The sequence below is a fragment of the Rhodopseudomonas boonkerdii genome (assembly GCF_021184025.1).
Classification (GTDB): domain Bacteria; phylum Pseudomonadota; class Alphaproteobacteria; order Rhizobiales; family Xanthobacteraceae; genus Tardiphaga; species Tardiphaga boonkerdii.
The window spans coordinates 84169-98484 of sequence record NZ_CP036537.1 but is presented as its reverse complement, the minus strand read 5'-3'; the positions used below and the strand labels follow the sequence as shown (position 1 = coordinate 98484).

Genomic DNA, 14316 nt, shown 5'->3' with positions numbered 1-14316 from the left:
ATTTGCATCAGCTCTTGGCAGCCTGGGCTTTGGGTGCCGCTCCCTCATAGGCGGCGACGATGCGTGCCACCAGCTCATGGCGCACCACGTCCTCGCCCTTGAAATGCACCTGCGCGATGCCCTGCACGCCGTCGAGCAGGCGCACGGCTTCGGACAGGCCGGAGACCTGACCGTTCGGCAAGTCGACCTGCGACGGGTCGCCGGTGATGATCATGCGGCTGTTCTCGCCGAGACGCGTCAGAAACATCTTCATCTGCATCGATGTGGTGTTCTGCGCTTCGTCGAGAATGATCGCCGCGTTGGTCAGCGTGCGGCCGCGCATGAAGGCGAGCGGCGCGATTTCGATCTCGTTGGCCTGCAGCGCGCGCTCGACGATGCGCGCATCCATCAGGTCGTAGAGCGCGTCATAGATCGGACGCAGATACGGATCTACCTTTTCCTTGAGGTCGCCGGGCAGGAAGCCCAGGCGCTCGCCGGCTTCCACGGCGGGGCGCGACAGGATGATGCGATCGACTTCCTTGCGTTCGAACAGCATGCAGGCATGCGCCACCGCGAGCCAGGTCTTGCCGGTGCCGGCCGGGCCGACGCCGAACACGAGTTCGTTGCTCTTCAGCGCGCGGATATAGGAATCCTGTGCTGCCGTGCGCGCCCGCACCGGGCGCTTGCGCAGATTGATCGCCTCGAAATTCGAGATCGGTTTCGACGGATGCTTCGGATCGAACGGAAACAGCGAGCCCTGCGCCAGCGTGGCGCGGATCGCGCCTTCGACATCGCCCTGCGCGAGTTCGATGCCCTGCGCGGCCTGCGTATAGAGCATTTCCAGCACGCGCCGCCCGGCGTCGCAGGCGTCGCGGGTGCCGGTGAGGGTGATGTGATTGCCGCGCGAATCGACGACGACATTCAGACGTCGCTCGATCAGCGCGAGGTTCTGGCCGTAGGGGCCGACCAGTGCAGAAGCCGCGCGGTTGTCATCGAAGTCGATGACGACCTGCGTCTCGGCTGAAGCGGTGAAGTCGGGTTTGCGAGCAGCGAGCGTAGACGAATCCGATGCACTCTTTGCCAAGAATTCAGGCTCCCGTGGCGGTGAGGACTGGCTGCGATAACTCAGGCGGTGAAAGGTTAGGGCGCGAAGCTGATGCGGAGGTACCTTGCGCCAGCGTGCCGATCAGGCTGTAACGCTCGAGGCTTTCGATATGGACCGGCAGCACCTGGCCGATGATGTCCTCGGACGCCATCACATGAGCGGGCTGGAGAAAGGCGGTGCGGCCGACGATCTGGCCCGGATTGCGGGCGGCGCGCTCGAACAGCACATCGACAGTCTGGCCGATGGCAACCTTGTTGAAGGCCGCTTGCTGGCTGTCGATCAGAGTCTGTAGCCGCGTCAGTCGCTCGTCCATGTCGGCCTGTGACACCGTCTCCTGCAATTCCGCAGCCGGCGTACCCGGCCGCGGCGAATACTTGAAGGAATACGCGCCAGCGTAACCGATTTGTGTGACGAGTGCGAGTGTGTCGGCAAAGTCCGGTTCCGTCTCGCCGGGAAAGCCGACAATGAAATCCGACGTAAAAGCAATGTCTTGCCGTGCGGCGCGAAAACGGTCGATGACCCTGCGATAGTCGTCTGCCGTGTGTTTTCTGTTCATGGCCGCCAGAATCCGGTCCGAACCGGACTGCACCGGCAGATGCACGAAAGGCATCAGCTGCGGCAGATCGCGATGCGCCTGTATCAGCGTATCCTCGACATCGCGCGGATGGCTGGTGGAATAGCGGATGCGGGCGATGCCGGGAATCTCGGCGAGGCGGAAGATCAGCGTGCCCAGCGCCCACGGGCGCCCGTCCGGACCTTCGCCGTGATAGCCGTTGACGTTCTGGCCGATCAGCGTGATCTCGCGCACGCCGTTGTCGGCGAGGCGCTTTGTATCCTCGACGATCTGCGCCACCGGGCGCGACACTTCCGCGCCGCGCGTATAGGGCACGACGCAGAACGTGCAGAACTTGTCGCAGCCTTCCTGCACCGTCACGAAAGCGGAGACGCCGCGGGCGCGGATCGCCGCGGGCTTTGGCGCCGGCAGGAAGCCAAACTTGTCCTCGACCGGAAAGTCCGTATCCAGCGCGCGTTCGCCCTGCTTCGCTTTGGCGAGCAGCTGCGGCAGGTTGTGATAGCTCTGCGGCCCGACCACGACATCGACCACGGGCGCGCGACGGATGATCTCGTCGCCCTCGGCCTGCGCGACGCAGCCGGCCACCACGACATTCATCTGCTTGCCGCTTTGCGCCGCCTCGGCCTTGGCGAGGCGCAGCTTGCCCAGCTCCGAATAGACCTTCTCCGAGGCCTTCTCGCGGATGTGGCAGGTGTTGAGGATCACCAGATCCGCATCGTCGGCGCTGGCCGTCTCGACGAAGCCTTCAGGCGCCAGCGTGTCCACCATGCGCTGGGCATCGTAGACGTTCATCTGGCAGCCGAAGGATTTGATGTGCAGCTTGCGCGGCGCGGTCATTGCGTAAGTTTTCTGGAACCCGAAAAACTGGAGAAAGGCGCGTCTTGCGCGCGACGTTCAATTATAGGCTCGCGCCCGATAAATCCAGCGCCTGCAACAAAATATAATCGTTACAACAGGTTACGCGGGATCTGCCCTGGGGCTATCGCATATGGTGTTTGAGCGATGGCGATAGTGCTTGGCCTGCATAGGTTCGAGACGCCCGCTTTGCGGGTTCCTCACCATGAGGGTCTTCTACGGCGCCATCCTCAGCCATCAGCCCTCGTCCTGAGAGTCTGACTGAAAATGCGGTCTGTCCTCCGTCCCTCATGGTGGGGAGGCGCGCAGCGCGGTCTCGAACCATGAGATTGCCGGGCTCGGAGCCTGCGGCCATCTCATGCTTTACATGCGATCGTCCGGATCGAAGGCGCGTGAGCCAGGCACGCCAGCCTCGATCAGCGCCGGCAGCCGGCGCATGTCGTCGAAGACGAGATGCGCGCCGGCGGCCTGCAGGGCCCCTGCGGTGGCCGGGCTGCAATGAGTGCCGCCATGGAAGCCGAACACCGTCATGCCTGCCGCCACGGCTCCCGTGACGCCGTGGATGCTGTCCTCGATCACCACGCAGTGGGCGGGATCGATCCCCATCTGCGCTGCCGCGAACAGGAACAGGTCCGGCGCCGGTTTGCCCCGCTCCACCTGCAGCGCCGAATAGAGGTGCTCGCCGAAATGGTGGATCAGTTTCGTGGTGGTGAGGCTGCTGCGAATCCGCGTCGGCGTGCCGGACGAAGCCACGCATTTCTTCTGCGTGAGGCTTGTCAGCACGTCACCGATATGCGGAACCGGCTGCAGCTGCTCGCCGAACACCCGATCGATGGTGGAACGCAGCGAGTCCGTATACGCGTCCGGCAGCACGCGGCCCATCTCGGCCTCGACTTCCGCCCGCGCCTCGCGCGCCGAACGGCCGAGGAAACGTTCATGCACCTGCGCGGCGGTGATGGCATAGCCATAGGCCGTCAGCACATCCGCATGCACCACGCAGGCCAGCGCCTCGCTGTCGACGAGTACACCGTCGCAATCAAAGATGACGAGATCGAAGCTGGAAGAAGGGTTGGGGGAAGAAAGCGCCGTCACTTGCCCGATTTGTCCTCGTCGAGCGGTACGCAATACAGCTCGAGCCGGTGATCGACGAGCTTGTAGCCGAGCTTGGCGGCGACTTCAGCCTGCAACTTCTCGATCGCTTCAGAAGTGAATTCGATGACGGTTCCGTCACGCAGATTGATCAGGTGATCGTGATGCGTGTCGCGCATGGTCTCGTAGCGCGCGCGGCCTTCGCGGAAGTCATGACGTTCGATGATGCCGGCATCCTCGAACAGTTTGACGGTGCGATACACCGTCGAGATCGAAATCTTGTCGTCGATGGCGACGCAGCGGCGATAGAGTTCTTCCACGTCGGGATGATCGTCGGCTTCCGCCAGCACGCGCGCGATCACGCGGCGCTGTTCCGTCATGCGCATGCCCGTTGCAGCGCAGCGCGCTTCGATGCCGCTCACTTTGGAAGATGTCGATTTCAAAACATTCATAGGTCTGGTCTCGCCGTGGCTTCTTTTGCCATCCGGGCGGCGTCAGGACAAGTCGCGGCGCATGATCAGGGCATTCAATTCGACGCCGTTCGCTTCCTTGTAATAGCGCTCGCGCCGCCCGACCACCGTAAAACCCGTGCGGTCATAGAGCCGCCGCGCCGGCATATTGTTCTCCTCCACTTCGAGGAACACGGTGCGCACGCTGCGGCCGGCGAGATGGCCGAGGTGGGTGAGAAGCAGATCGCGTGACAGGCCGCGGCCGCGCTGCTCCGGCGCTACCGCGATGGAGAGGATTTCCGCTTCGTCTACGGCCAGCCGCGATGCCGCAAAGCCAATGAGATGGCGGCCCTGTCGCAGGCGATGGATCAGCGTGTTCTCCTCGTGCAGCATCTGCTCGAACTCGCCGTCGCCCCAGCCGCGGTGAAACGATGCGGCGTGCAGGCGTGCGAGTTGCGCGGCATCCTTTGGCACTGCCGGCTCGACCACCGCCGGCGCGGGACGAAAGGATGGTAACCAGGACAGCAGTGTCATGGCGCTGGCTGCGTCTGGTGGAGGCCGCCCATCAGACTCGATTGCGGCTTGGCATCGGGCGCGCGCAGATAGAATGGACGCGCCAGAGCGGTCTGCGGATCGACGGCGGCGCCGAGCCACGCCACCCAGGATATCTCCGGCGCGGCCTGTTCATCGATGGCAACCGGTTGCAGCGCGTCGGCCGGCCAGCGCGCAGCCAGCAGGTTTGCGGCATTGCCGACCAGATGCGGTGCCCCGAAGCGCGCCGCCTCGATCGCCTCGTTGATCGGAATGACGCAAGGTCGCTGCAGCGAGGTGCCATTGCCGCTCACCGCCTGGAAATACACATGGTCGTGTCGCGCATCGATGCTGGCGATCACCGGGACATCACCATTTCGACTCACCACCGGCGCCGCATAGGCCGCCAGCGTGGTGACGCCGACCACGGGCTTGCCGGCGGCAAGCCCGATGCCGCGGCCGGCGGAAAGCCCCACCCGCAGGCCGGTAAAGCTGCCTGGCCCGGTGGTAACGGCGATGCGGTCGAGCTCGGCAAAGGCGATCCCGGATTGCGTCATCACGCGCGCCAGCAGCGGCATCAGCGCTTCCGCATGGCCGCGCGCCATCGGTAGCGATTCATGCGCGATCAAGTGCCCGGTGCCGGTATCTAAAATACCGGCGGCGCAGGCGTCGAGTGCCGTATCGATGGCGAGGATAATCATGGGCGATTCGTGGTCTCGTCAGGCCGGCGGGATCGGGCCGGTCACATACCTATAATATTCGAATGCAGGTAAAGCCATGCCGCTCTCGCTCATGACTCGCGGCCTGGCGAACGTCGTACCGCAAACCTATAGAAATTACCTTTGATTGAAAGATAGCAAGAAAACCCGAGACTTACGGACGATTGCGGTTTTGTCGCTCAATCTGCAAGCCGCTGGAGTCTCTCTGTGCCTCATGCGGTGGGCGCACTTAATCAATTTTTCGCAGATGCGTGGGAGAAGGATACCAGCCAGCGGAGCCGTGTCCGACTTCACCTTCGCCGGCCTTATTTGTTTTTGACGAAACGATTTCCCGGAAACTATTAAAAGAGAAAGCCTTCGAGATGCACTGGTTGACGAGTAAGGCCGCGCGCAACGCGCTTGCCCAGGCGGCGGCGATCAACAAGTCGATGGCGCTGATCGAATTCAATCTCGACGGCACGATCATCACGGCCAATGAGAATTTTCTGGCGACGATGGGTTACACGCTCGCCGAAATTCGGGGCAAGCATCACAGCATGTTCGTGATGCCCGACACGCGCAACAGCGCCGCCTATCGCGATTTCTGGGGCGTGTTGAATCGCGGCATCTATCAATCCGGCGAGTTCAAGCGCCTTGGCAAGGATGGCCGAGAGGTCTGGATCCATGGTTCCTACAACCCGATTCTGGACGAAGCGGGAAAGCCCATGGGCGTCGTCAAGTTCTGCAGCGACATCACCGTGCAGAAGGTTCGCAGCCTTGAGGACAGGGGTAAGATCGCCGCCATTGAGCGTGCGCAGGCTGTCATCGAATTCGATCTGGACGGAACTATCCTCGATGCCAACCAGATCTTTCTCGATGTCATGGGCTATTCGCTGAATGAAATTCGCGGCAAGCACCACAGCATGTTCGTAACGCCGGCAGATCGCAACGGCGCTGCCTATCGCGATTTCTGGGCCGGCCTCAACCGGGGCGAATATCAGGCCGCCGAATACAAGCGGATCGGCAAGGGCGGCAGGGAGGTCTGGATACTGGCCACCTACAATCCGATCCTTGATGAGAGCGGCAAGCCTCTCAAGATCATCAAATTCGCCTCCGACGTGACCGAACAGAAACTGCGCGCCGCGAACTTCTCCGGGCAGATCGAGGCGATCGGAAAGTCGCAGGCGGTGGTCGAGTTCAATCTCGATGGCATCGTGCTCAATGCGAATCAGAACTTCCTGTCGGTCATGGACTATGTGCTGTCCGAGATTCAGGACAAGCATCACAGCATGTTTGTGCCGGATGAAGAGCGCGGCGGCGATGCCTACCGGGCGTTCTGGGCGAGCCTGCGGCGCGGCGAATATCAGGCTGCCGAATACAAGCGGGTTGGCAAGAACGGCAAGCAGGTCTGGATTCAGGCGTCCTACAATCCGATCTTCGATCTCAACGGCGCGCCCTACAAGGTGGTTAAATACGCGTCCGACGTCACCGCGCAGGTGATCGCGCGGAAGAAGAGCGAGCGTGTGCGCGACATGATGGAATCGGTCGCGGCGGGGGCGGAAGAACTCAATGCGTCGGTGCGCGAGATTTCCGAAGCGATGACGAAGTCGCGCGAGACGGCGATGTCGGCGGTTGGCAAGGTCGATGAGGCCGACAGTCAGGCACAGCGCCTGTCGGCGGCCGCGCAGGCGATGAGTGGCATCTTGGATCTGATCGGGAATATCACCGGCCAGATCAATCTGCTGGCGCTCAATGCTACGATCGAATCGGCACGGGCAGGCGAGGCCGGACGCGGCTTTGCCGTGGTCGCATCCGAGGTGAAGAATCTTGCGACCCAGGCGAAGCAGGCAACCGACAGGATATCCAGCGAGATCGGCAGCCTCAACGGCATTTCGGCGGATGTCGTCAATGCACTAAACGCGATCAAGAGCGAGATCCAGCACGTGAGTGAATATGTCACCGCGACTGCTGCGGCGGTGGAAGAGCAGAGCGTGGTGACGAACGAGATGTCATCAAGCATGCAGCGCGCCGCGGAAGAGGCGGCGGGCATCGGAAGATAATTGTTCGCTCTGACTGTCATCGCCCGCGAAAGCGGGCGATCCAGTACACGCGAGCTTCTCGATTGAACTGCGGCGGCAGAGTTTAGAGTTTACTGGAGCGCCCGGTCGAGCCGAGCGAGGACGGTATCAACCAAGTACCTCCACGCTCATCCTGAGGAGTGCGCACGGCGCGCGTCTCGAAGGATGGAGATGGAGCTCCCACATCTCATGGTTCGAGACGGCGCCCATGGCGCCTCCTCGCCGTGAGGGCCGATGCTAGATCGGCCGCACTTCCTGTACTTCCGGCACGAAATGCTTCAGCAGATTCTGGATGCCATGCTGCAGCGTGGCCGTCGATGACGGGCAGCCCGAGCAGGCGCCTTTCATTGCGAGATAAACCACGCCGTCCTTGAAGCCGCGGAAGGTGATGTCGCCGCCGTCATTGGCGACGGCCGGGCGCACGCGGGTTTCGATCAGGTCCTTTATGGTATCGACGGTCTCGGCATCGTTATCGTCGAAGAACTCGTCGTCATCGGAAATGTCACCTTCGGGCGCGCTGCCATCGGCGAGCAGCGGTGCGCCGGACATGTAGTGTTCCATGATGGCGCCAAGAATCGCGGGCTTGAGGTGCTGCCAGTCGCTGTCATCCTTGGTCACGGTGACGAAATCGGCGCCATAGAACACGCCGGTGACGCCCTTGACGGCAAACAGTTTTTCCGCGAGCGGCGAGCGGGACGCCGCTTCGGGAGAGGTAAATTCCATGGTGCCGCTGGTCAGCACGTCCCGGCCCGGAATGAATTTCAGCGTGGCGGGATTGGGGGTCGCTTCGGTCTGGATGAACATCGATCTCTCCTGCGTCGCCGGTTCAAGGCCGGCGCGTGGGCTGTCCGTAGCAGATGGCGACGGAAAAGGCACGAATCAAGGTGCTTTTACCTCTTCTCGCACACTCCGTCTCTCATTCTGAGAAAACTCCGCCCTCACCCTGAGGAGCGCGCATCGCGCGCGTCTCGAAGGGGAGCCGCAGACCCGGAGCCAGGCCAGCTCATGGTTCGAGACGGCGCTTCGCGCCTCCTCACCATGAGAGCGGTGTTTGGGGTCTGAGGCCGGTGTTTGGGCCTACGACAGCCCGTCGATATCCAGATCCGTCAGGCTGCCCGGTACCACCACCACCGGCACCGGAAATGTCCCGACCATCTTCGAGATCATGGTGACGATCGGCCCCGGCCCTTCGGCGCCGGCGGAGGCCGCCAGCACCAGCATGGAAATGTCCACGTCCTTGTCGATCACGTCGAGGATCTGCGCGGTCGGCTCGCCCTCGCGGATCACACGCTCCGGGGTGATGGCGGCGAGGCCGTTGGCGCGGCCGGAGGCGCGGTCGAGCGCGGCATTGGCGCCTTCCTCGGCTTCGGCGCGCATCACCTCGGCAACGCCGAGCCATTGCTGGTTACGGTCTTCGGTCTCGATGACCCGCAGCATCACCACGCCGCCGCCGACACGCACGGCCCAGCGGCTGGCGTAATACACCGCGCGATCCCATTCCTCGCTGTCGTCGACCACCACGAGGCATTTCGGCTTGTGGCCGCTTTCGTAACTACGTCGCTGTGCGCTCATGCATGTCCCGATGCTAGAGCATGATCCCGAAAAGTGGATACCGGTTTCGGATCAGATCATGTTCTGAGAAAAACTGGCTCACTCCCTCATGCTGCCACGGCGCATGCGCATTCGACAAGCGCGACGCAGGCATAAGCCTGCGCCGCGACGATTGTGGCGAAGAAATGGAATCGGTCGCGTTGAAAGGAAGATCGTGCCCCGGGACGTGAAGCGTCACTCCGCGCCGCATCGCGCCCGGGGCACGGTTCCGTATGATTACCGTTTGCGTACAAAGCCCATGATATCCTTCACGGATACCATGGTTTCATCCGCAATCGCCCGCGCGCGGTCGCTGCCGTCGGCAAGCACGGCGTCGACATAAGCGTGATCCGCCGACAGCCGCTTCATCTCGTTTGCGATCGGCGACAGTTTTTCAACGGCGAGGTCGACGAGATTGGCCTTGAAGCCAGAGAACTGCGCGCCGCCGAATTCGCCAAGAATGTCGGCCTTGCTGCGGCCCGACAGCGCGGCGTAGATGCCGACGAGATTGTCGGCTTCCGGCCGCGGCTCGAGGCCCTTTTCTTCGGACGGCAACGGCTCCGGATCGGTCTTCGCCTTGCGGATTTTTTGCGCGATGGCGTCGGCGTCATCGGTGAGATTGATGCGCGAATAATCCGACGGATCGGACTTCGACATTTTCTTGGTGCCGTCGCGCAGGCTCATCACGCGCGTCGCCGGGCCGGTGATGACAGGCTCGGGCTGCGGGAAGTAGGAACCTTTGTGGCCCTGCTTCGCGATGGATTCGGAGAAGTCGTTATTGAACTTCTGTGCGATGTCGCGTGCGAGTTCGAGATGCTGCTTCTGGTCTTCGCCGACAGGCACATGCGTGGCACGATACAGCAGGATATCGGCGGCCATCAGTACGGGATAGTCGTAGAGACCCACGGACGCGTTTTCGCGGTCTTTGCCGGCCTTCTCCTTGAACTGGGTCATGCGGTTCAGCCAGCCGAGGCGTGCGACGCAATTGAACACCCAGGTGAGCTCGGCATGGCCGGCGACCTGGCTCTGGTTGAAGATGATCTGCTTTTTCGGATCGATGCCCGCGGCGATGAAGGCGGCGGTGACTTCACGGGTGCAGCGGCGCAGCTCGTCCGGGCCGCCCCAGACACTGGGGGCTACGGTGATCGCATGCATGTCCACGACGCAATACAGGCAGCTGTACTGCTCCTGCAATTTGACGAAGTTGACGATGGCGCCGAGATAGTTACCGAGATGCAGATTGCCGGTCGGCTGGACGCCGGAAAAGACGCGCTGGGTAAATGCGGGGGTGGATGCCGTTGAAGCAGATGACATAGCCGAGTTCCTTCTAGGCCCGTGGTGGAATGCGGGCCGCGGCGTCCCTTGCCACAGGCGCCGCGCGGCGTCCATGATCAATCTCGTGAGGTCATGCAGCGGTGTCGCGTGACTTCTTGAGCGATGCGCGGACATCCCGCCAGCGCAATGTGCCGGTGAGCATGAGCGGTACCGCGTAGATCGCCAGCCCGCATGCGATCTGGAGCGCCAGCAAAGCTGCCCGGCCGAGCTTGTGATCGGCGGTGGGCATCGCCTGCGCTAGCAGCCACAGCAGCGCGCCCATGAGAGCCGCCGCCAGCACGATAACCGGCAGCCGCCGTTTCGCATCCGCATCGATCGCCCAGCCGAACGTGCGGCCGGCCTGGATCATCAGCACGGCCGCACTGCTCCACGCCGCCAGCGCAATCGCCGCCGCGATGCCGCTTGCGCCGAAAGATGCGCCGAGCAAATAAGCGGCGACGATCGCGACCGCCAGACCGACCAGCGTCACGACCAGTGGCGTATGCGTGTTCTCGCGCGCGAAAAAGGCCGGCGACAGCGCCTTGATCAGCACATGCGCCGGCAATGCAAGCGCGAGCCAGAGTAATGCCTGGGCGGTGGCCGCCGCGTCATGCGCGGTGAAGGCGCCGTGTTCGAACAGCAGCCGGACGATGGGCTCGCTCAGCACGATGAGTCCCAGTGTCGCCGGCAATGTGAGGCCGATGGCCAGTTCGATCCCGCGCGATTGCGCATGGGTCATCATCGCGTGATCGTCCTCGCGCGCCGCGCGCGTCAATTCCGGGATCAGCACCGTGCCCATCGCGGTGCCGACGATGCCGAGCGGCAGTTCGATCAGGCGATTGGCGAAGTACAGCCATGAGACGGCTGAGGGCATTGTCGAGGCGACGATGGCGGCGCCGACGATGAGGAGCTGCGGGCCGGAACTGGCGACCATTCCGGGCAGTGCCTTGCGGAAAAAATCGCGCATCTGGTGATCGAACGACAGTCGCAAGGGTGCCGCAAGTCTGCCGCCGTGTTGCCGCAGCGAGAGCATCGACAACTGCAGAAAACCGGCGATTCCGACGGTCGCCGCCATGGCCATAGCGGCAGTGGTCGCGGCCTGCGGAAACGCCAGCAGTAGCGTCATCACCGCAATCAACGCGCCATTGAACAACAGCGGAGAAAACGCCGTGAGCGCGAACCGTCCCTGCGCATTGTAGAGCCCCATCATCACGGTGACCGGTCCAGCAAAGGCGAGATAAGGCAGCATCAGCCGCGCATGATCGACTGCCAGCTGCAGCGCGGGATGGCCGATAAAGCCAGGCGCAACCAGCGCAATGACCGTCGGCATCGCCAGGCCGATGAGGAGCGCGGCAACGAGCACGGCCACGCCGACGGTGCAAAGGACACGGCCCGCAAAAGCCGCAGCAGCCTCCGGTCCTTCGCGGGCGTCGATGCGCGCCCATGCCGGAATCAGCGCGGCATTCAGCGCCCCCTCGGTGAGCAGGCGGCGCACCACATTGACCAGCTGAAACGCCACCAGAAAGGCATCCGCAACGGCGCCCGCGCCCAGCAATGCCGCGACCATGGCGTCGCGCACGAAACCGAGCAGGCGCGAGGCCAGCGTGCCCGTGGAAACCATCAAAATGGAGCGGATCATGGAACCGTCACGGGGAGGCATCCTTGCTGGCGCCGGGCGGGGTGTGATAGTCGCAGCCATCAGGCCGCAGCGGGATGAGTTGAAAACCATTCGCCCCGCCCCCGCAATCGCCGCAACGGGATAATCTTAATGACTTCAGCGAAATACGACGTGCTTGCGATCGGCAACGCGATCTTCGACGTGCTGGTGCAGACCGACGACGCATTTCTCGCCACCCATCAGATGAACAAGGGCGGCATGGCGCTGATCGACGAAGCCCGTGCCAAGGCGATCTATGACGCGATGGGCCCGGCCACGGAAATGTCGGGCGGCTCGGCGGCCAACACCATCGTTGGCCTCGCCAGCCTCGGCGCCAGCGTCGCTTATGTCGGCAAGGTCAAGGACGACCAGATCGGCACGCTCTATATCCACGACATCCGCGCCGCCGGCGTGGCCTACGAGACCAAGCCGGCGGCGGCCGGCCCGGCCACCGGCTGTTCCTATATCCTGGTGACGCCGGATGGCGAGCGCACCATGAACACCTATCTCGGCGCCGCGCAGGACCTGACCCCGGAGGATATCGATCCGGCGGCGATCGCGGCCTCGCAATATATCTATCTCGAAGGCTATCTGTGGGATCCGACCAGCGCCAAGGAAGCCTTCATCAAGGCTTCGAAGATTGCTCATGACGCCGGCCGAAAGGTCGCCTTGACGCTGTCGGACGCGTTCTGCGTGGGCCGCTATCGCAGCGAATTCCTCGACCTGATGCGCAACGGCACCGTCGATATTATTTTCGCGAACGAGTCCGAGCTGAGCTCGCTCTACGAGACCGATGATTTCGACGCGGCGCTCGGCGAACTCCGCAAGGATATCCGGCTCGGCGTCGTCACCCGCAGCGAGAAGGGCTGTGTCGTGGTTTCGGCCGAAGGCGTGGTGGCCGTGCCCGCACACAAGATCGAGAAGCTGGTGGATACCACGGGTGCCGGCGACCTGTTCGCGGCTGGCTTCCTGTTCGGTCTCGTGCGCAATGTCGGTTATGAAAATGCCGGCAAGCTCGGCGCGCTCGCGGCGGCCGAAGTGATCCAGCATATCGGCGCCCGCCCGCAGGTGTCGCTGAAGGAGCTGGCGCAGAAGAACGGCCTGCCGGTTTGATCTTTCTTTCCCTCCCCAGTCGCTTCGCTCCGGGGAGGGATAAGAGGCGCGCTTCCTCTTCGAGAGTGCTCTAGTTTGCCCAGTCCTTCACGGCCTCACCCAGCTCCGCCTTCACTGGCATGCGTGCCGCTGATGGCGTGCGCGAGAAGCGCGGCGCTGGTCCCGGCTGCGTCGCGCCGTCGTGCTGGATGAAGACTTCGCGCGCCACCATATGCGGATGCCTGGTCGCTTCCGACATGGTCAGCACCGGTGCGAAGCACACATCGGTGCCTTCCATGATCCTGCACCATTCGTCGCGGCTCTTGGTCTTGAATACGGCGACGAGCTTGTCTTTCAGGGCGGCCCACTGCTTCTGGTCCATCTGCGCATCGAAGCAGCTCTCACCGAGGCCGGCGAGCTCCCGCAGTTGCGCGTAGAATTGCGGCTCGATGGAGCCGATCGAGATGAAATTGCCGCAGCTGCATTCATAGACGCCGTAGAAATGCGCGCCGCCGTCCAGCATGTTGGCTTCGCGCTGTTCCTTCCAGCGGCCGGCCGCGGTCATATCGAAAAACATGGTGATCAGCGAGGCCGCGCCGTCGCACATGGCGGCATCCACCACCTGACCCTGGCCCGACTTGTTGGCTTCGAGCATCGCGGCGAGCATGCCCATCACGAGATACATGGAGCCGCCGCCGAAATCGCCGACGAGGTTGAGCGGCGGCACCGGTTTGTCGGCGCCGCCGATGGCGGCGAGAGCGCCGGTAATGGAAATGTAGTTGATGTCATGGCCGGCGGCTTGCGCGAGCGGGCCGTCCTGTCCCCAGCCGGTCATGCGGCCATAGACGAGTTTTTTGTTGCGGCCGAGCGCGACATCAGGCCCGAGGCCAAGGCGCTCCATCACGCCGGGACGATAGCCCTCGACGAGCGCATCGGCGCCATCGAGCAGCGACAGCACCTGCGCGATGCTGGCTTTATCCTTGAGATCGACCTCGACGATCTTGCGGCCGCGCGCGGCCGCGCCTTTCGGCATTTGCTTGGGACGTACCAGCGTGATGACTTCGGCACCCATATCGGCAAGCAGCATGCAGGCGAAGGGACCAGGGCCGATGCCGGCGAATTCGACAATGCGCGTGCCCTTCAGCGGGCCGGAGAGTTTGGCGTCCGTCACGTGCGTTTCCCGTGTTGTTGGTCCGGCGGTGCCGGTTTATTGCGGAAAACTGTTACCGCGCCGCGTGGCAAGGGCAAGCATCATTTGGCCGCGGCGACGCATGCGGCTATGCACGCGGCAGCGCACAAAATCGC

The 14316-nt window shown here is 63.0% G+C and carries 13 protein-coding genes; 2 read left to right on the top strand and 11 right to left on the bottom strand.

Going from position 1 to position 14316, the window contains the following annotated elements; all coding sequences use genetic code 11:
* Positions 1-7 precede the first annotated feature (7 nt).
* The 6 genes from E0H22_RS00420 to tsaB all read right to left on the bottom strand — a co-directional run bounded on the left by E0H22_RS00420 (position 8) and on the right by tsaB (position 5283).
* Complete coding sequence (locus E0H22_RS00420; protein WP_233023818.1) at positions 8-1063, bottom strand: PhoH family protein; 1056 nt, start codon at positions 1061-1063, stop codon at positions 8-10.
* 4 nt (positions 1064-1067) lie between these two features.
* Positions 1068-2495, bottom strand: a complete 1428-nt coding sequence (miaB, locus tag E0H22_RS00415) for a tRNA (N6-isopentenyl adenosine(37)-C2)-methylthiotransferase MiaB (RefSeq protein WP_233023817.1) — start codon at positions 2493-2495, stop codon at positions 1068-1070.
* Between the two features lie 381 nt (positions 2496-2876).
* Positions 2877-3605 carry an HAD family hydrolase gene (locus tag E0H22_RS00410; protein WP_233023816.1) on the bottom strand — a complete coding sequence of 243 codons (729 nt, stop codon included), beginning with the start codon at positions 3603-3605 and terminating at the stop codon, positions 2877-2879.
* Positions 3602-4054 carry a Fur family transcriptional regulator gene (locus E0H22_RS00405; protein WP_233023815.1) on the bottom strand — a complete coding sequence of 151 codons (453 nt, stop codon included), beginning with the start codon at positions 4052-4054 and terminating at the stop codon, positions 3602-3604. Before E0H22_RS00405 ends, E0H22_RS00410 begins: the two co-directional genes overlap by 4 nt.
* Before the next feature lie 42 nt (positions 4055-4096).
* Positions 4097-4585 carry a ribosomal protein S18-alanine N-acetyltransferase gene (gene rimI / locus E0H22_RS00400; protein WP_233023814.1) on the bottom strand — a complete coding sequence of 163 codons (489 nt, stop codon included), beginning with the start codon at positions 4583-4585 and terminating at the stop codon, positions 4097-4099.
* Complete coding sequence (tsaB, locus tag E0H22_RS00395) at positions 4582-5283, bottom strand: tRNA (adenosine(37)-N6)-threonylcarbamoyltransferase complex dimerization subunit type 1 TsaB (RefSeq protein WP_233023813.1); 702 nt, start codon at positions 5281-5283, stop codon at positions 4582-4584. Before tsaB ends, rimI begins: the two co-directional genes overlap by 4 nt.
* A gap of 446 nt (positions 5284-5729) precedes the next feature.
* Here tsaB and E0H22_RS00390 point away from each other — a divergent pair, with 446 nt between their 5' ends.
* On the top strand, positions 5730-7340 hold the full coding sequence (locus E0H22_RS00390) for a methyl-accepting chemotaxis protein (RefSeq protein ID WP_233026572.1): 1611 nt from the start codon (positions 5730-5732) through the stop codon (positions 7338-7340).
* A 255-nt stretch (positions 7341-7595) separates the two neighbouring features.
* On the opposite strand, the gene E0H22_RS00385 is transcribed toward E0H22_RS00390, so the two are convergent.
* From E0H22_RS00385 to murJ, 4 genes are all read right to left on the bottom strand, one after another.
* Positions 7596-8162, bottom strand: coding sequence for a NifU family protein (locus E0H22_RS00385; RefSeq protein WP_233023812.1), 567 nt, complete (start codon positions 8160-8162; stop codon positions 7596-7598).
* 273 nt (positions 8163-8435) lie between these two features.
* Positions 8436-8930 carry a universal stress protein gene (locus E0H22_RS00380; RefSeq protein ID WP_233023811.1) on the bottom strand — a complete coding sequence of 165 codons (495 nt, stop codon included), beginning with the start codon at positions 8928-8930 and terminating at the stop codon, positions 8436-8438.
* A 255-nt stretch (positions 8931-9185) separates the two neighbouring features.
* Positions 9186-10262 (bottom strand): tryptophan--tRNA ligase, encoded by a 1077-nt coding sequence (gene trpS, locus E0H22_RS00375; RefSeq protein ID WP_233023810.1) that lies wholly within the window; start codon positions 10260-10262, stop codon positions 9186-9188.
* 91 nt (positions 10263-10353) lie between these two features.
* Positions 10354-11901: a murein biosynthesis integral membrane protein MurJ gene (murJ, locus tag E0H22_RS00370; protein ID WP_233023809.1), complete on the bottom strand. Its 1548-nt coding sequence runs from the start codon at positions 11899-11901 to the stop codon at positions 10354-10356.
* Positions 11902-12030: 129 nt separating this feature from the next.
* On the opposite strand from murJ, the gene E0H22_RS00365 reads away from it, so the two are divergent.
* Positions 12031-13032, top strand: coding sequence for an adenosine kinase (locus E0H22_RS00365; RefSeq protein WP_233023808.1), 1002 nt, complete (start codon positions 12031-12033; stop codon positions 13030-13032).
* 70 nt (positions 13033-13102) lie between these two features.
* Here E0H22_RS00365 and E0H22_RS00360 read toward each other — a convergent pair whose 3' ends face one another.
* Positions 13103-14182 carry a CaiB/BaiF CoA transferase family protein gene (locus tag E0H22_RS00360; RefSeq protein ID WP_233023807.1) on the bottom strand — a complete coding sequence of 360 codons (1080 nt, stop codon included), beginning with the start codon at positions 14180-14182 and terminating at the stop codon, positions 13103-13105.
* Positions 14183-14316 lie beyond the last annotated feature (134 nt).